This is a genomic window from Staphylococcus sp. ZWU0021 (genome assembly GCF_000798895.1).
GTDB lineage: Bacteria > Bacillota > Bacilli > Staphylococcales > Staphylococcaceae > Staphylococcus > Staphylococcus saprophyticus.
This window is the reverse complement of sequence record NZ_JTLN01000010.1, coordinates 1-18,808: the sequence shown is the minus strand read 5'-3', so window position 1 is coordinate 18,808 and position 18,808 is coordinate 1. Positions and strand designations below refer to the sequence as shown.

At 31.1% G+C, this 18,808-nt stretch carries 13 protein-coding genes and 2 pseudogenes; 10 read left to right on the top strand and 5 right to left on the bottom strand.

All coding sequences use genetic code 11. The annotated features are described in order from the left end of the window. A pseudogene (locus L987_RS14080) lies at positions 1 to 149 on the bottom strand (protein rep); the annotation flags it as partial. Positions 150 to 165: 16 nt separating this feature from the next. Next, complete coding sequence (locus L987_RS03755; RefSeq protein WP_047503075.1) at positions 166 to 1,137, bottom strand: replication initiator protein A; 972 nt, start codon at positions 1,135 to 1,137, stop codon at positions 166 to 168. Positions 1,138 to 1,553: 416 nt separating this feature from the next. On the opposite strand from L987_RS03755, the gene L987_RS03750 reads away from it, so the two are divergent. From L987_RS03750 to L987_RS03705, 10 genes are all read left to right on the top strand, one after another. After that, positions 1,554 to 2,288 carry a DUF536 domain-containing protein gene (locus L987_RS03750; protein ID WP_047503073.1) on the top strand — a complete coding sequence of 245 codons (735 nt, stop codon included), beginning with the start codon at positions 1,554 to 1,556 and terminating at the stop codon, positions 2,286 to 2,288. Between the two features lie 342 nt (positions 2,289 to 2,630). Then, positions 2,631 to 2,837 carry a helix-turn-helix domain-containing protein gene (locus L987_RS03745; RefSeq protein WP_047503071.1) on the top strand — a complete coding sequence of 69 codons (207 nt, stop codon included), beginning with the start codon at positions 2,631 to 2,633 and terminating at the stop codon, positions 2,835 to 2,837. 13 nt (positions 2,838 to 2,850) lie between these two features. Next, the gene (locus tag L987_RS14075; RefSeq protein WP_331454255.1) at positions 2,851 to 3,141 is read left to right on the top strand and encodes a thiamine pyrophosphate-dependent enzyme; all 291 of its coding nucleotides are present in this window, start codon (positions 2,851 to 2,853) and stop codon (positions 3,139 to 3,141) included. 214 nt (positions 3,142 to 3,355) lie between these two features. Continuing rightward, entirely contained in the window at positions 3,356 to 4,843 is a 1,488-nt protein-coding gene (locus L987_RS03735; RefSeq protein WP_002508616.1) for an aldehyde dehydrogenase family protein, read from the top strand. A gap of 302 nt (positions 4,844 to 5,145) precedes the next feature. Then, positions 5,146 to 7,932, top strand: coding sequence for a type I restriction endonuclease subunit R (locus L987_RS03730; RefSeq protein WP_047503066.1), 2,787 nt, complete (start codon positions 5,146 to 5,148; stop codon positions 7,930 to 7,932). A gap of 97 nt (positions 7,933 to 8,029) precedes the next feature. Then, entirely contained in the window at positions 8,030 to 8,605 is a 576-nt protein-coding gene (locus L987_RS03725) for a restriction endonuclease subunit S (RefSeq protein WP_047503064.1), read from the top strand. Continuing rightward, positions 8,606 to 10,162 (top strand): type I restriction-modification system subunit M, encoded by a 1,557-nt coding sequence (locus L987_RS03720; protein ID WP_047503062.1) that lies wholly within the window; start codon positions 8,606 to 8,608, stop codon positions 10,160 to 10,162. Beyond that, positions 10,155 to 11,378 carry a restriction endonuclease subunit S gene (locus L987_RS03715; protein WP_047503060.1) on the top strand — a complete coding sequence of 408 codons (1,224 nt, stop codon included), beginning with the start codon at positions 10,155 to 10,157 and terminating at the stop codon, positions 11,376 to 11,378. Before L987_RS03720 ends, L987_RS03715 begins: the two co-directional genes overlap by 8 nt. A 158-nt stretch (positions 11,379 to 11,536) precedes the next feature. Further along, positions 11,537 to 13,525 carry an ATP-dependent nuclease gene (locus L987_RS03710; protein WP_047503058.1) on the top strand — a complete coding sequence of 663 codons (1,989 nt, stop codon included), beginning with the start codon at positions 11,537 to 11,539 and terminating at the stop codon, positions 13,523 to 13,525. After that, positions 13,522 to 15,324, top strand: a complete 1,803-nt coding sequence (locus tag L987_RS03705) for an ATP-dependent helicase (RefSeq protein WP_047503056.1) — start codon at positions 13,522 to 13,524, stop codon at positions 15,322 to 15,324. Before L987_RS03710 ends, L987_RS03705 begins: the two co-directional genes overlap by 4 nt. A 459-nt stretch (positions 15,325 to 15,783) precedes the next feature. On the opposite strand, the gene L987_RS03700 is transcribed toward L987_RS03705, so the two are convergent. From L987_RS03700 to copB, 3 genes and pseudogenes are all read right to left on the bottom strand, one after another. Then, positions 15,784 to 16,329 carry a YdhK family protein gene (locus tag L987_RS03700; RefSeq protein ID WP_002510756.1) on the bottom strand — a complete coding sequence of 182 codons (546 nt, stop codon included), beginning with the start codon at positions 16,327 to 16,329 and terminating at the stop codon, positions 15,784 to 15,786. Between the two features lie 19 nt (positions 16,330 to 16,348). Next, positions 16,349 to 17,782, bottom strand: a complete 1,434-nt coding sequence (gene mco, locus L987_RS03695; protein ID WP_047503053.1) for a multi-copper oxidase Mco — start codon at positions 17,780 to 17,782, stop codon at positions 16,349 to 16,351. Between the two features lie 14 nt (positions 17,783 to 17,796). Next, positions 17,797 to 18,808: pseudogene (gene copB / locus L987_RS03690) on the bottom strand (copper-translocating P-type ATPase CopB); the annotation flags it as partial.

Below are 18,808 nucleotides of genomic sequence, written 5' to 3'. Positions count from 1 at the left end.
ATGTTTTTGTTTAAGCAAACCACCATAACTCAACATACGTTTTCGATATAAACCTTTTTCTAAGTCATTTACAATTTCTTGATTTTTTCGTCAACATCAGTTAAAAAACCAGATGACTTAACCGAATATTTAGAGGTTTCTTTGATTGCTGTAAGATCATTTGAATTATTCGTTAAAGATATTGTACTTAGTCATGTTTTGACGGCGCATATACAGTGCATGTATTTCTTCAAGTTCAGCTTTAATCGATTGCATCAAATAACCCTGCATAGCTTCAACCGTTTCATTTTTCTGTAGCAACATCGCTTTAAATCGTTTTAAGACACTGACAAGTTCGAACTCCACGTCTTCTAAACGGTAATATGTATCATGAGCATTATTAAATGATTTTTTTCCTTTAAGTAAAACACTTTTAATAATACGAATTTCTCTAATTTCAAAATTACTTAAGTAATCTTTGATTTGTTGTGGCAATTCTTCAAGCACTTGGAATTTTAAGGCATCATTATTAAATTCAGTTTGTTGATGATTTGTATGATTCGAATGAGCGTTTTCAGAAATATTGTTAGATGTATCATTCAAATCATTCTTATCATTGTTCTCAGTCTCTATATAATTAGTATTACTAAATTCAGTATCATTAGGGTCTAAGTTTTGGGATTCTGGAGTCCCATCATTTGGGATTCTGGAGTCCCATTGTTTGGGATTCTGGAGTCCCATTATTTGGGAGTCCTTGATATTACTCGATTCGTCATCGTTCGAAGTACTATTTTGTATTTCTTTTTCAATAGTTATATTCGTTTCTATTTCATGAAGATATAGTTTGTTCGGTCGATTAAACCCGGTTTTAACTTGTTCCAGTAAACCAACCTCTTGTAACTCTTTTTTTATTTTAGTTATTGTATTTTTACTTTTATCTAACACTTCTTGAAGATTTTCATTAGTAAAAATAAAGTATATATCTCCATTTTGATCTATCCAATTATTTTTAATAGATAAACTAACTCTATCATTAAGAATTGCATAGGTAACTTTAGCACTATCACTTAGCTTTTTATATTTTTCGTTGATAAATAAAACTTTATGTAGCATATAGAAATTTTGATTGGCTTGATTTTTTATATTTTTTCTAGGCATAATAAAAACCCCTTTCCTATTAAAGTTTTGGATAGAGGTAATAAAACATTACAAGAACACATAAATTTTCTGCTTGCACTTTGATGATATAGTTGTATATAATACAGATATCAAAAGATTTATAAACGTGCTGCAACGTTTTATCACCAAACCCCGACTATTACCAGTAGTTGGGGTTTTGTCATGTTAAGGTTATTATATCACTTTGAACAACCTTATAAAAGGGAAAATGCAGGCTTATCAAAGGTTTACAAACCCTTTATAAACCTTTGATAAAAACCATCAACCTTTTATGAACCTTTGATGAAACGATTGACGGGAACCGTTTTTAATATTGTAATTATTTTATTATCAAGCTTTATGAGTTTATACTGTTTTATAAAGGGTTGATAAACATTTTATAAAGGGTTGATGATATGAGAAGCGTGAAAGCTTTGAGTGAAGAATTAGAAGTTAGTAAGCAAACAATTTTTAATAATATTAAAAGATTGAATATAGAAACAATAAAACAGGAAAACACTTCGTTTATTAAAGAAGATAGCGACATAGAAAAAATAGTTCAAAGAGTAAATGAAAATAAGAAGAAATATGGATTTGAAAATGTTGCTGAAAGTAAACAAAAAAAAGACCCAGATAATATTGACGTTGAATCTAAAACTGATGCTCAAATAGTGGAGATTCTTAAAAACCAGATTGATACTTTGAATAATCAAATTGAAAAGCAAGAAAGTCGTCATGAAACAACAATTGAATTTTACAGAAAAGAGTTGCAAGAAAGGTCGAAATTGCTTGAAAATCAACAAGTATTAGCATTAGAAAGTAATAAAAAGATAAAAAAATTAGAAGATCAATTAGAGGAAGAAAGACGACTTAATTATTCTTTTGATACGTCTGTTAATGAGAGACAAAATGTTAATGTACAAGAAGCAACATTTACTGGAGAGTCTAAAGATACTGATCAACAACAAGAATGGAAACAGCCTACAGAGGTGCAGCATAAAGATATACCTGAAGAGAAAGAGAATGAAAACCTCAATGAAGAACCATCCACAATAGACGATAAACAATTCGAAGAAATAGATAATGAATACGAAGATAAGGAAGAAAAACCACCTAAAAAAGGTTTCTGGAGTCGGTTGTTTGGTAATTAACACAATAAAAAGCGCTACAAGCTCATGAACTTGTAGTGCTTTTTTATGCTAGAACTTCTGATAATCATCGATTATGTAAATTTAGGTTTAATTTAGATAAATTAAAGGTATTAATAAAATAAAGCTCCCCATACAACTTTTTAATTACACACTTACTACAGTTAGAAATATTTCTAACTGTAGTTTTAAATTTAGATATGCGTATAAGATGATGTGATTAAATATATGATTCATATATTTAAAATCAGAAATGATAGTCTTGAGACTTGCATAAGTCTAAAAATAACTTTTTATGCAATCAAAGGTGTATTCATATTTACTATAAAACAGGAGAGAGTATAAATGGATATATTAATTAATTTAAGAAAAAGACATGAGCTAACACTTAAACAACTTAAAGATGAATTAAATAAAATTTCTGACTTATCATTTGATGAAAAAAGATTATCGCAATTTGAAAAGGGAGAAAAAACTCCTACAGAAATAGAAGCAGAAGTGTTAGGACATTATTTTAATTTGCCTTATGAAGAATTTATATATTTTAATTAAATATTAATATTATATAAAGATAATAAATTTATTATGCGGCTCAATTGGATATACACTACCAGCCACCCTTGGTATAAAAATTGCAGATAAACATCGTAGAAATGTGTTATTAATCGGTGAAGATGCATTACAATTAACTGTACAAGCCTTATCAACAATTATTAGTGAACATTTAATTCCTGTTATATTTATCATTAACAATGATGGTTATAAAATTGATCGTAAGATTCATGGTAAAACAGCACTTTATAATGATGTTAAAACAAATAACGTCACAACTAGTTCAGAGTTAAAAAGGTATTAAATGAAATTAATGATACGCCAAATAAAATGCATTTTATTGAAGTTCACATGGATGTAAATGATGCACCAGAAAAATTAAATAAAGTAGCTCAAGCTTTTTCAAATCAAAATAGTTAACAGTTGAAAAATTTAATAAGTATTACCATATAAGTTATACTAAAGTAACAATAAGATAACTAAGCCACAAGAAGTTTTAAAACAAAGGAGAGATTCAAATGACAGTAGATATTAAAAATTATTTGGATGAGAATTATGGTTTGTTTATAAACGGAGAATTTGTGAAAGGGCATAGTGATGAAACACTAGAAGTTAAAAATCCAGCGACAGGAGAAACATTATCACATATTACCAAAGCTAATGAAAAAGATGTAGATACAGCTGTAGCAGCAGCTCAAGAGGCATTTGAATCATGGAGTTTAACATCTAAAACAGAACGTGCTAATTTATTAAGACAAATTAGTAATAAAATGATGGAAAATAAAGAAAAAATTGCAACAATCGAAACCTTAAATAATGGTAAACCAATCCGTGAAACCTCAGGTATTGACATACCATACGCTGCAAGACATTTTAATTATTTTGCAAGCGTTATTGAAACACATGAAGGTTCTGTCAATGATATAGATAAAGACACAATGAGCATCATTCGCCACGAACCAATTGGTGTCGTAGGGGCAGTCGTAGCTTGGAACTTCCCGATGTTATTAGCATCTTGGAAAATAGCACCAGCAATTGCAGCAGGTAATACAATTGTTATTCAACCTTCTTCCTCAACACCCTTAAGTTTATTGGAAGTTGCTAAAATTTTCCAAGAAATTTTACCTAAAGGTGTAGTCAATGTAGTAACAGGTAAAGGTTCAGAATCAGGCAATGCTATTTTTAATCATGAAGGTGTTAACAAACTTTCGTTTACAGGTTCAACAAATGTGGGCTATCAAGTTGCTGAAGCCGGAGCAAAACGTATTGTACCAGCTACTTTAGAACTCGGCGGTAAAAGTGCCAATATTATCTTAGATGATGCTAATTTAGATTTAGCAGTTGAAGGTATACAACTTGGAATTTTATTTAACCAAGGGGAAGTTTGTAGTGCTGGATCTCGTTTGTTGGTTCAGGAAGGTATATATGATAAATTAATTTCACGTCTAAAAGAGGCCTTTTCAAATATTAAAATAGGCGATCCATTAGATGAAAAAACACAAATGGGTAGTCAAACAAGCCAAGAACAAATGGAAAAAATCCAATCTTATATCACTTATGCAGAACAATCTAATGCTGAAATTCTCACAGGGGGTAAACGTATTACTAACGATGGTTTAGATAGTGGTTACTTCCTAGAACCAACATTAATCGCTGTTAAAGATAATGCTGATAAATTAGCTCAAGAAGAAATTTTTGGTCCTGTTTTAACAATTATAAAAGTAAAAGATGACGAAGAAGCAATTAAAATTGCTAATGATTCTGAGTATGGTTTAGCAGGAGGCGTATTCTCTCAAGATATTACACGCGCATTAAACATTGCGAAAGCTGTAAAAACAGGCCGCATTTGGATTAACACATATAACCAAGTACCAGAAGGCGCGCCGTTTGGTGGTTATAAAAAATCAGGAATTGGCCGCGAAACATATAAAGAAGCCTTAAGTAATTATCAACAAGTTAAAAATATATTTATTGATACAAGTAACGAGTTAAAAGGATTATATTAATAAATAAAACGTTATACGACACATTGATATTGCAATTTTAAGAAACAAATAAATTAGGTCACAATATTCTACTTAAACTACGGTAGAACTCGAAATTTAAGTAGTGATTGAAAACCGATTTTTCATTTAGATAACTGTTATTTTATATCAGTTAAAAGACTCCTTATTTAAAAGGAGTCTTTTTATAATCATAAATTAATACATAAAAATCATATAACAGAAAATGATTAGTTAACATCTATTTAATTTCTGATATGTTAATATTTAATTATACTTAAATTTAATAGGGTGGAGCGATTAAATTGGGATACCAAAGTGAATATGATTTAGAAGAAAATGTAGTTAAACAGCTACAAGATTTGGGGTATGAGCGTGTATCATTGCGTAACGAAACACAATTAAAAGAGAATTTCAGACGTATTTTAAATGAACGAAATGCAGATAAATTAGAGGGTACGCCTATATCAGATAGTGAGTTTAAACGTATCATGATTGATATCAGTGATAAAAGCGTATTTGAAAGTGCTCAAATATTAAGAGATAAATATGTACTAGAACGTGACGATGAAACAAAAGTTTATCTTAGCTTAATGAATATAAAAAAGTGGTGTCAAAATACATTTCAAGTCACAAATCAGGTAAGCGTGAATGATACACACAAAAGTCGTTATGATGTAACTGTTTTAATTAATGGATTACCTTTGGTTCAAATTGAACTTAAACGTAGTGGTGTTGCGATTACAGAAGCTTTTAATCAAATTGAACGCTATCGTCGTCAAAACTATACTGGGCTATTTAGATTCATACAAATGTTTGTAGTGAGTAATAAAATGGAAACGCGCTACTACGCGAATAGCGATCAAAAAATCATGAAAAGTCATATGTTCTACTGGAGCGATGAAAAAAATGAGCGCATTAATGTCCTTAAAGACTTCATCGAATCTTTTTTAGAACCTTGCCATATTGCTAAAATGATTAGCCGTTATATGATTATTAATGAAACAGATAAAATATTAATGGCCTTAAGACCATATCAAGTCTATGCTGTAGAGGCTTTGTTAAATCGTGCTATAGAAACAAATAACAATGGTTATATTTGGCATACGACAGGGAGTGGTAAAACCCTCACATCGTTTAAAGCGAGTCAAATATTAGCGCAAGAATCAGATATTAAGAAAGTGATATTCTTAGTCGATCGCAAAGACCTAGATGGTCAAACTTTAGGGGAATTTAATAAGTTTGAGTCAGATTCTGTTGATAGGACGTTCAATACTAAAAAGTTACTCAAACAAATGGCTGATCCTACACGGAAACTAATTATTACGACGATTCAAAAAATGGATAATGCGATTAAATCAGGACATCCAGTAATGGAACGTTATAAAGAAGATAAAGTCGTTTTCATTATTGACGAATGCCATCGAACACAATTTGGTTCAATGCACCGTATTATCAGACAACATTTCGGAAACGCCCAATACTTTGGTTTTACAGGGACACCTAGATTTGAAGAGAATGCGAGTCAAGATGGACGCGCGACTGCGGATATTTTTGGAGAATGTCTACACCATTATCTAATCAAAGATGCGATTAGAGATGGTAACGTGCTAGGTTTTTCTGTTGAATATATGAATACGTTTGACCGTAGTGAAAAAATTATCGAAGATGGTTATGTTAATAAAATTAATGAAGCTGAAATATGGATGGCAGACGAACGGGTTCAAAAAGTAGCAGAACATATTATTGCGAATCATAATAAAAAAACACGTGATCAAATGTACACAAGTATGTTGACCGTTCAAAGTATTCCAATGGCAATTCAATATTATCGTGTTTTCCAAAAATTGAAGAAACAAGGTGTACATAATTTTAATGTCACGACAATATTCAGTTATCAAGATAATGAAGACATAGATGATACGATGGATGAACAAACAAGAAGAGATATATTAGAAGGTATCATTCAAACGTATAATGAGACCTTTGATAAAAATTTCTCAACGGATACGTTTGATGGTTACTTCAATGATGTATCAAACCGTGTCAAAAAAGGATTACCCGATCAAAAATTAGATATTCTTATTGTTGTCGATATGTTCTTAACAGGCTTTGATAGTAAAAAATTGAATACGTTATATGTTGATCGTAATTTACAGCATCATACGCTTATTCAAGCCTACTCACGTACCAATCGTGTGGAAGAGCCAACGAAACCCTATGGCAATATTGTTGCTTATAGAAACTTAAAAGAAAAAACGGATGAGGCTATTGAGCTTTTCTCTAAAACAGACAATACAGATACGGTATTGAGCTTATCGTTCCAAGCGTACTTAACGAAATTTAAACAGGCTCTGATTGAACTATTTGAATTAGCTGAAACACCTCAAGCCGTAGACCAATTAGAAAGAGAAGAAGATCAGCGTGATTTTGTAATCGCATATCGCGAGTTAGCGAAGCATATGCAAAAGTTAAAAACGTTTGATGAATTTGCATTTGATAAAGAAACGTTAGGGATTGATGAACAAACATATGAAGATTATAAAGGTAAATATTTAGATATCTATGATAAAGTGATGCGACCTGATAAAGAAATTGCAGAGGGAGAATCTATATTAGACAATATTGATTTTAATATTGAGATTTTACGAAATGATTTGATTAATGTTCAGTATATTTTAGATTTATTAAATCAAATTGATTTAAGTAATACAGAACAACAAGAAAAAGACATTAAAGAGATTCGTAAAGTGCTTGATAAAGCTGACGATGACCAATTGAGATTGAAATCCGATTTAATTCGAACATTCCTAGATAAAGTCGTACCGAACTTAAATGAAGGTGATTCAATTGATGATGCTTATTATAATTATGAATCTAAAGTGAAGGTCGGAGAGCTGGAACAATTTTCTGAGGAAACAGATTATCCGTTAGAATTATTGAAATCGTTAGTTAAGGAATTTGAATTTAGTGGTCATTTAAATAATAACTTAATTGAAGAAGGCGTTTCTGGTGGTCTTTTAATACGTACGAAAAAAATAAAGCGTGTTAAATCATTTATCAAAGATATGGTTAAAAAATATAGTGTTTAATGTAAAACAAGTGTAGTTTTTTAAAACTACACTTGTTTTTATTTTGAAGTCATGCTATATTTGTTTTGTAGAAAAACATAACTACAGGAGGTTTGGTATGTTAAAAGATTATGTTAATTATCAAAGTGGCACATTAATACAGCGCTTAGAAGTTGATGAGAGCGAACTGGGGAATCGTTATAAGATATATGATCAAAATATGTTAGATATAGATTTAGGGTTAACCATAGATGATACATATCAACCTAGAGTCATCAAATTAAAAGATTCATCAAGAGCAACCGTTGTACGTAAAGATGATATTGTCATAAGTATGATGACAGGTGAGTGCACCTTAGTGAGCGCAAGACACGATGGTTCAATTTTACCTTATAACTATACAAAAATTGAAGTTACTTCAGACTTATTGGAACCTGCTTTTTTAGTCTATTGGTTTCAACTAGCACCAGAGGTACAATCACAATATAAGCAATATATGCAGGGTGGCTCAACAATAAAAAAACTAACCCATCAACAGTTAAAATCACTCTATATTACCTTGCCTTCCATTGAACGACAACGGTTGATTGGGCAAATTGGTATTAAAGAAAAACAATTAAACGTATTAAAACAAAGACAAAGTCGATTAAAAAAACAATTCTTATCTAACACTTTATTCAAGGAGGACAATTAAATGTCTATTACGGAAAAACAACGCCAACAACAAGCTGAATTACAAAAAAATCTATGGTCCATCGCTGATGACTTACGTGGCAATATGGATGCCAACGAGTTTAAAAACTATATCTTAGGTATGATTTTTTATCGTTTCTTAAGTGAAAAAATTGAAGAACAAGCACAAATACTCTTAGCTGAAGACAATATAGATTATGAAACGGGGATGGCAGATGAAGATTATAGACCCGTCTTAGAACAAGAATTTATTTCACGTATCGGTTATGTGATTGAACCCCAATATCTATTTAGTCACTTAGTTAAAAAAATTGAGAAACAAGTTTTTGAAATGGAAGACCTGAGTAATGCGATTAAAAACATAGAAAATTCTACACGGGGTCACGATAGTGAAGATGACTTTATTCACTTATTTGATGATTTAGACCTTAATTCTTCACGTTTGGGTAACTCTAATGCTGCACGTACAAAATTGATTTCAAAAGTAATGATGAAGATATCTACTTTACCCTTTGTTCATAGTGATATGGAGATTGATATGTTAGGTGATGCTTATGAATACTTAATTGGTCAATTCGCAGCAAGTTCAGGTAAAAAAGCTGGAGAATTCTATACACCCCAACAAGTTTCAACAATTTTAGCCAAAATTGTAACAGCCAATAAAAAAGACCTTAAAAGTGTTTATGACCCTACATGTGGATCGGGATCATTACTCCTTCGTGTTGGCCGTGAAGCCAATGTACGTCAATACTATGGTCAAGAGTACAACAGTACAACATACAACTTAGCACGTATGAACATGTTGTTACATGATGTAAACTATGCGAATTTTAAAATTGAAAATGGGGATACGATAGAAGATCCGGCAATATCAGACGAACGTTTTGAGGCTGTTGTGGCGAACCCTCCTTATAGTGCGAAATGGAGTTCGGACCCACAATTCTTAGAAGACCCACGCTTTAGTAGTTATGGGAAATTAGCACCTAAATCTAAAGCTGATTTTGCATTCATTCAACACATGATTTATCACTTAGACGATAATGGCACAATGGCAGTGGTTCTCCCTCATGGTGTGTTATTCCGTGGTGCAGCTGAAGGTGTCATTCGTCAGTACTTAATTAAAGAAAAAAACTATTTAGATGCGGTCATTGGTTTACCATCCAACTTATTCTTCGGGACATCGATACCAACGAGTATACTCGTCTTTAAAAAATGTCGTGAAGATGATGAAAATGTGTTATTTATTGATGCATCGCAATCATTTGAAAAAGGTAAAAATCAAAACCATTTAACAACCGAAGATGTTGAAAAAATCGTTGAAACGTATAAAAACCGTGAAACATTAGATAAATATAGTTATGCGGCAAGTTTAGAAGAAATTGCAGAAAACGACTATAACCTTAATATTCCAAGATATGTCGATACATTTGAAGAAGAAGAACCAATTGATTTAGAACAAGTTCAAAAAGACTTAAATCAAATTGATGATGAAATTGTCGAAGTAGAACAAGAAATTAATAATTATCTCAAAGAATTAGGAGTGTTAAAGCATGACTAATGAAGTGAAAAATGTACCTGAATTAAGATTTCCAGAGTTTAGTGAAGAGTGGGAAGAGAAGATATTAGATGAAGTGAGTACTTTTTCAAAGGGGAAAGGAATTTCTAAAAATGACCTTTCTAAAGATGGAACATCTTGTATACTGTACGGCGAATTATATACTACTTACGACTTTATTATAAATAAAATTAAAAGTAAAACTTTATTAGATACCAAAAATTTAGTTAAAGGTAAGAAAAATCAAGTGTTAATACCATCTTCAGGAGAAACTCCATTAGATATTGCCACTGCAGCTGTCATAAATACAACAGAAGATATGCTACTTGGTGGAGATATCAATGTGTTAACACCTGTCCAAAAATATGATGGAAAGTTTATATCTTTGTCTATAAATGGAAAAAATAAAAGTAATCTTAGTAAATATGCTCAAGGTAAATCTGTCGTACATCTTTACAATAATGATATTAAAAAATTAAAAATAAAGTTTCCTGTAAAAAATAGTGAACAACGAAAAATCGGTGATTTTTTCAGCAAACTTGACCGACAAATTGAATTAGAGGAACAAAAGTTAGCTAAGTTAGAAGAACAGAAAAAGGGATATATGCAAAAGATTTTTTCTCAAGAATTAAGATTTAAAGATAAAAATGGAAATGAATATCCAGAATGGGAAGTAATAAAATTAAAGGATATTTTAAGTGAAAGAAAAGAATATGCTAGTAAAATAGGAAATTACCCACATGCTACATTATCAACTAGTGGTATTTCATTAAAGTCTGATAGATATAACAGAGACTTTTTAGTAAAAGATAAAAACAAAAAATATAAAGTTACTATAATGAATGATATATGCTATAATCCTGCAAATTTAAAATTTGGGGTAATTACTAGAAATCATATTGGTTCAGTAATTTTTTCACCTATCTATATTACATTTGAGGTAAATAATGCACATTCATCATTATTTATTGAATTACTAGTGACTCGAAATGATTTTATAAACCGAGTTAGAAAATATGAAGAAGGCACAGTATATGAGAGAATGGCAGTTAAACCAGAAGACTTTTTAAATTATGAAACTAAAATCCCTTGTTTAGAAGAACAAGAAAAAATTGGTGATTTCTTTAGTAAATTAGATGAGGTAATTAATAAGCAAAGCCAAAAAATTGATGAGTTGAAATTACGTAAGCAAGGATTCTTACAAAAAATGTTCGTTTAGATTCTGATAATGGCCTATTATGTAAACTTTTTGGACAGTGGTTATAGACAAGAGCATGTTTTTAATATGGTAGGGGTATATTAAAAATAAAATGATACCTAAGCTCGGTGAAATGCTGGTTCGAAATAGAACACCATAAATTAACAGGAGGTAATGATGTGTATACGTTTAATGCACCATATATATCAAGGGTGAAAATAAAAAACTTTAGAAATTTCAAAAATGTGGATGTGAATTTGGATCATAAACAAGTGATTATTGGAGAAAATAACGTTGGAAAAACAAACTTCTTGAGAGCAATCCAACTTATTCTTGACCCGAATCTTTCTGATGAAGATAGATATCTGGTAGAGACAGATTTTTATGACGGGCTTGACTCGCCACTGGAGACAGGAGAAGAAGTCGAAATTACAATTGATATTAGGGGTTATAGTCATAATAGAGTATTACTTGCTACATTAAGTGACGCCACAGTAAGTGATTCCCCGCCAACACTTCGCTTTACTTATCATTATTATGCCATTCAGAACCCAGATGGTACATATAAGTATGAATACCGTATATACCAAGGCAAGCAAGAAGATATTGCCTTCACACACTACCATAGGCGATATTTAAATATAAAAGTTATTAATGCAATTAGAGACGTAGAGTCAGAAATGAGAAATACTAAGAAATCACCTATAAATTTGTTACTTAAAGATTATGATATTAAGAAAGAAGAATTGGAAAGTATAGCTTCAGGGTTAAAAGAAAAAAGTGATGAAGTACTTTCTATTGATGAGTTAGTTGATTTAACAGAGAAAATAAATCAACGATTCATTAATACCATAGGTAATCAAGTTGATGCAGATATTTCTTTAAGTACTATAAATTATGACCCGAATAGGATATTAAGCACTTTGAAGTTGATGATAGGTAAAGGTAAAAGACCGACTAGTGATACTAGTTTAGGTTTGAATAATATACTATATATTTCTTTGATTTTATTATCTTTAGAAGATAAAACAATACCTTCAATCTTAAAAAAAGAAGCATACATGAACCTTATTGAGGAAGAAGAAAGCGAAATACTAGGTGAATTTTATCAGGAGAATGACAAAGGAAATTACATACTGAATAATGATATTTCAGAAGAAAATAATAACCTTCTTTATGATTTCATGGATAGAAATATGTCTACTGGAAAAGGTGTTACTATATTAGCTATTGAAGAACCAGAGTCCCATTTACATCCTTCATTACAAAGAATCATTTATAAAGATGTGATGAAAAAAAACACATCTGTTTTAATGACTACACATTCTCCTTATATCACCTCTGTTTCACCAATTAACTCTATTGTTCACTTGCGAAGTGCTGAAGTAGGAACTACAGTTAAAACAACTGCTTCTCTTGAATTAAATCAGAGAGATAAGAAAGACTTGGAACGATATGTAGATATTAAGAAAGGAGAAATTTACTTTGGTAAAGGTGTTGTACTAGTAGAAGGTATGGCTGAAGAGTATCTGATTCCAAAGTTTGCGGAACTTCTTGGATATTCTTTAGATAAAGAAGGTATAATCTGCTGCAATATTAACTCTACAAACTTTAAACCATATGTGCAGTTTCTTGAAGCACTGGGAGTTCCTTTCGTGGTGATTACAGATGGAGATTATTATTATCATAATGAAAAAAAAGAAAAAATATTTGGGTCTATGTGGCAAGATAGTCACGAAAATTTTGGGTATGATGGGTATGATAGAATTAAAAAAATCCTGATAGATTTAGGGTATTTAAATAATGAAGAAATCCCTGATGACAGTATTAAGCAAAAAAAAATTTTTTCAGATTACGGATACTATGTGGGAGTATATACACTGGAAATCGATATGATGTCTCAACCAAAAAAAGAAAAAGATCTCGATGTTTTTCATGAACTCTTTAAAGAATTGACCCAAGGTGGAGAACAACAAAAGATGAACTTTAAAAATTCACTTATAGAATACGACTTTGTAACGTGTTTAAGAAAAATAGAAAGTAGACACTCTCAAATAGGAAAAGGAAGATTCGCGCAAGCATTATCTATGGAGTGCGAAGAACAGCACATTCCTGACTATATTAAGGAAGCAATTCAAAGTATTTCTGAGAAAGTATGTAAACTATGAATAATTTATTTTATGAAAAAATTGAACAAATAAGATGTGACAAAGAACAATGGGAAGCTTATAATTCAACCAAAAATACAGTTGTTATAGCCGGACCTGGTAGCGGGAAAACCACCATACTTACGCTGAAGATTTTACAATTATTAAACAATGAAATTGCTGTCCCTCGTGGATTAGCTTGTATAACTTATAGTAATGAATCTGCTAAAGAATTTACTAAAAGACTAATAAAACTTGGTTATCAGAAAAGAGCCAATGTTATTTTAGATACAGTTCATTCTTTTTGTATTTCCGAAGTAATTGTACCTTTTAGTTATCTATGTGCTGATGAAATACCACAACCAATTAATATAATTTCTCCAAAGGATAAGGAGGAATTGTTTAATAGTATAAAAGATAAATTGGAAATCAATAGATCAAGATTAAAGCTTTCAGATATGGATAAAGAAAGAACACAGTCAATTGGTAACGCTAGTACAGTGGAAACTCCCTCATATAATATTGCGCTTCAAGCAGCGATAGAATATGAGAAAGAATTAAAAGCATGTGGGAAATGTGATTTTGAAAAAATAATTAAATGTGCCACTAATTTGATTGAAAATTATGAATATGTAAGAAAATGCCTAGAGGCTAAGTTTCCTTGGATACTTGTAGATGAGTACCAAGATTTAGGAAAGCCCTTGCATGAAATAATTCTAACACTTAGTGCTACTACAAAAATTAAGTTCTTTACTGTGGGTGATCCAGATCAGTCAATATACTCTTTTCAAGGTGCGTTGCCGAATTACCTATTGGAACTCAATGAACATTCGCAGTTTTCTTCTGTGCATCTGAGAACAAATTATCGTAGTAATCAAGATATTATAGAGGCTTCAAAAATTGCATTGAATGCTGAGGAGCGCAATTATAGAGCTGGGACCAGAATAGGAGAAAAAGCAGAGTTTCATTTTATTAGATGTAACCACAATATGAGTGATCAGTTTCAGTACGTCGTTGATAAAATAATACCTAAAGTGAAACGAGAGGGAATACCTTTAAATGAAGTTTGTATACTTCTGAGAGCACAATCGGAAATTAGTGAGTTAAGCGCAATAATGGAAGCAAATCAGATTCCGTATTATAAAGCTAATTCAAATTTTCTAAAAAGTAAAATCATTATGTGGTTAAAAGATTGTGCTGCATGGGTTGTCGATAGCAAATCAATATCTTTTAAAGAATTGATTGGGTTCTGGATGAAGTTACTCTCAAGCAAAGATACATGGATTAAAGATGAAAATATTACAAAAGAAAGAATTTTTTTATGGAGTCTTCTTAAAGAAAGTGCGCAACATAAAGAAAGTTTGGAAAGTTGGCTAAGATTTATAATTTCTGAACTCAATCTTATTACAAAAGTTAGTAGTTCATCTCGATATTCTAGTGAAGTAGAAATTATTAATCATTTTATTGACTCTATAAAAGAAAAAGATTTAGCTAATTATAACTTGAAAGAGTTCTCTTTATTAGATGCACCCAATAATCAAGTAACTCTTTCTACTCGTCATAGTTCCAAAGGACTTGAATTTGAAGTCGTAGTAATGCTGGGGATGGAAGAAGGGAATTTTCCTTATTATAGAAATATAGACGATCCTGAAAAGCTTAAAGAAGACCGTCGCCTATTCTTTGTTTGTTTAACACGAGCTAAACGTGTTTGTTATTTACTAATGTCTAATAAAATTACGAGTCATACTAAGTTTGGAGAAAGAACCCATAGCAAAGAGCCTTCAATATTCTGGCAAGAATTATATCATTTGCATAGGTAGTGTTGGAGAAAAAATGGAATTTTCCAATAAAGAATACTTTAATTTATATTATCGATTGTATTAAGGAAACAGGTAATGAATATGCAATTGAGACTATGGTAAAGATTTTAAATTAGTTACACTATGAAATAGACAATAATTTGCCTTTTGTAAAATTTAAGTTAGTGACTAAAATATAATAATTCATATCAACTTTTAAAACGTTCGTTATTGAGAAAAATATAGAAAAAGAGAGGGCAAAAACTGTCACTTTCCGTTTTATATTGCAGTAATTTTACTTGTTAAATTGCAAAAAACAAAAATAACTCCTGATTTTTCTATACAAATGGCTACTCTCATATCCACGATAATGAGAGTAGCCATAAATTTTATTTGTTTGCTTGTCTACTTAACAAAGGGAGTTCATATTGCATTTGTGAATAACTAACTAAATACTTTAAAGCTTTAAAATGATAGACATTAACGAGATTTTAGTTCGTCAGTTGTCATCCATTTATGATTTTTAACCATCTCATCGTTTTCTGTTGATTTATAATCCACCATATAAACGGTTGTTTTTTCTACATCATCAATTTGAGCTTCTGCACCTTTCATACCAGGCATATGGTCAGCTTCTAATTTAACTGTATCACCTTTCTTGAATCCATTTTCAGGGGCATCTGCAACTTCCTCATTAACGACCCATTTGTGATTATTAACTTTTTCATCACCATTTGTAGGTGTGTAACTCACGACATAAGCATACGTTTTATAAGCACCTTTCACAGTACCTTTGGCATTTTTCATACCAGGCATATGATCAGCTGTAATTGTTATTTTATCGTCCTTTTTATATTTACTGTCATCTGTACTTTTCATATTATCTGGGGCTTTACTTTCACTCTTATGATTCATATGTTTTTCTTGTTTTTGATCTTTAGAATTTTCTTCTTCTTCGTTACCAGTTGAACAAGCTGATAATACTAATCCTGAAGCTACTATAATTGAGCTCAATTTTTTCATCATATTGAATTCTCCTTATAAATTATTTTGTTACTTTTATTTGTCCCATCATTCCATTATCTTCATGCTCAAGTATGTGACAATGGAACATGTATGTCCCAGTATTTTTAAAAACCACTTCTATTTTGGCTTTTTGTCCAGGTTCCAGAGATATAACGTCTTTTTTACCTCTCATATCTTCTGGAGGTTTCTTCCCATCCACTGATAAAACTTTAAATTGCGTTCCGTGGATATGGAATGGGTGCTTCATACCACCCATTTTATCTTTGACGTTTTCAATTTCCCAAGTTTCTTTCCGGTTTACCTTTTGTGTGAAATCTATTCTGTTAGGATCGAATTTTTTGCCATTAATAGTAACATTATCGTCCATACCTTCTAATTTGATTTTTTTATCTACTTTTGGAGTAGTGTCTTTGTTAGTACTTTTTTCTTTGTTAATAATTGGTAAAATTACTGTTTCATCATTATCAACAAGATTGACTTTTTCTTCTTTCATTTTAGATAAATCTATTACTATTTCTTTTCTTGCTGAAGGAGCTAAATTAATTTCTTTTAACTTTTTAGTCTTTTCTAAATGGCCGCCTTCTGAAGCAATGTATTCAAAACTTTGATTATTACTTAGCTTAAGATTTAAATCCCGAGCATTGGAGCCATTTAAAAGTCTCAAACGTATTTTTCCTTCTTTTGTTGTTAATTTAGGATCTACTTTCCCATTCACAAGGACTGTATCACCTTGAGTACCATCTTCATCTTTCGTTTTTGTATAATTTAATTTTTTAGATACAAATGTTTTATCTTGGATTATTATAGGCAAATCATTTTTCCCATAATTGCTAGGATAATTATTCTTTTTGTCATCCGCTATATATAATAACCCTGATAAACCATTATAAACTTGTTTAGCTGTATTTGGGGAGGGATGGGGATGATACCATAATGTAGAAGCCTCTTGTTTAACCTCAAATTTTATTGTTTTTTCTTTTCCTGGTTTTATAACTTGAGAAGGGCCTCCATCCACTTTTCCATCTATTTCTAACCCATGCCAATGAAATGTTGTATTTTCATCTAAGTTGTTGACTAACTTAATTTTAACCTTATCTCCTTTTTTTAATTTTAAAGTTGGCCCAAGTAAATTTCCATTGTATCCTAAAGTGTTAGAGAAATTACCTTTGTAAAATTCTGTCTTTCCTTTCTGCGCTTTTAATGTATAACTTTTATAACCATTGTTATCTTTTTTAGGCTCTAAAACTTTGGGAAATGTTATTTCATTTTTTCCTTGTGAAGAATTCAAATTTTTTCTTTCGTCATGATTTTTCATATCCATCATATCATTTCGCTTTTGATCATTTTCTTTCATGTCCATCATGTTGTGCTTACCTTCTGCAAAAGTATCATTAGGAACCATAAACATTATAGAAAATAACGTAATTAAAATTGTGAACATTTTTTTATACATTATATTTACCTCTTTTATTTTAATTTTAATGTAAATGCATTAATTGCTACGATGATCGTACTTAAAGACATAAGTATTGCACCCACAGCAGGTGATAATATTAAACCAATAGAAGCTAATATACCAGCTGCAAGAGGAACTGCAATCACGTTATATCCTGCGCCCCACCATAAATTTTGAACCATTTTTTTCATCGTATTTTTTGAAAGGGACAAAAAATTGATAATATCAGAAGGATTACTTTTAACGAGTATGACATCCCCCGATTCAACAGCTACATCTGTCCCTGCGCCAATTGCCATACCAATATCTGCTCTAATAAGGCTTGGCGCATCATTGATACCATCACCAACCATCATGATTTTGCTACCATTGCTTTGATAATCTTGGATAATACTTTCTTTATCTTCGGGCATCAATTGCGCGTGGACATCACTAATACCTAATTCTTCAGCCACTGTTTGTGCCACTTCTTTATTATCGCCTGTAAGCATGACTGGCGTAATGTTTCTCGATAATAAATCCGAAACCATTTGTTTTGAACTTTCTTTAATTTTGTCGCCTTGTGCGATAATACCAATAACTTGTCGGTCATGAATTAGATAACTAATAGAATTCCCTTGTTGAGCGAGATTCGTAAATTGTTCTTTATTATAATCAAAATTGCTTTTATCGAGATAAGAAACATTCACTATTTTGAGTTTTTTATTATCAACTGTGCCTTCTAATCCTACACCTGGAATATTATTAACTTCTTGAGGAGTAGCATATGAAATATTTTTGCCTTTAGCAAAATCAACAATACCAGTGGCAAGTGGATGATTAGAGTTACTTTCTAATGAAGTAAATAGACTCAATATTTCTTCATTATTTAGCTCGTTCGTAAAACTTTCATAGTGATTCACTGAAAAGTTACCTTCAGTAAGTGTCCCAGTTTTATCCATCATGATGTAATCAATGTGTTGTGCTATTTCTACAGACTCTCTATTTTTAATAATTAAACCATTATGTGCACCAATTGAAGTA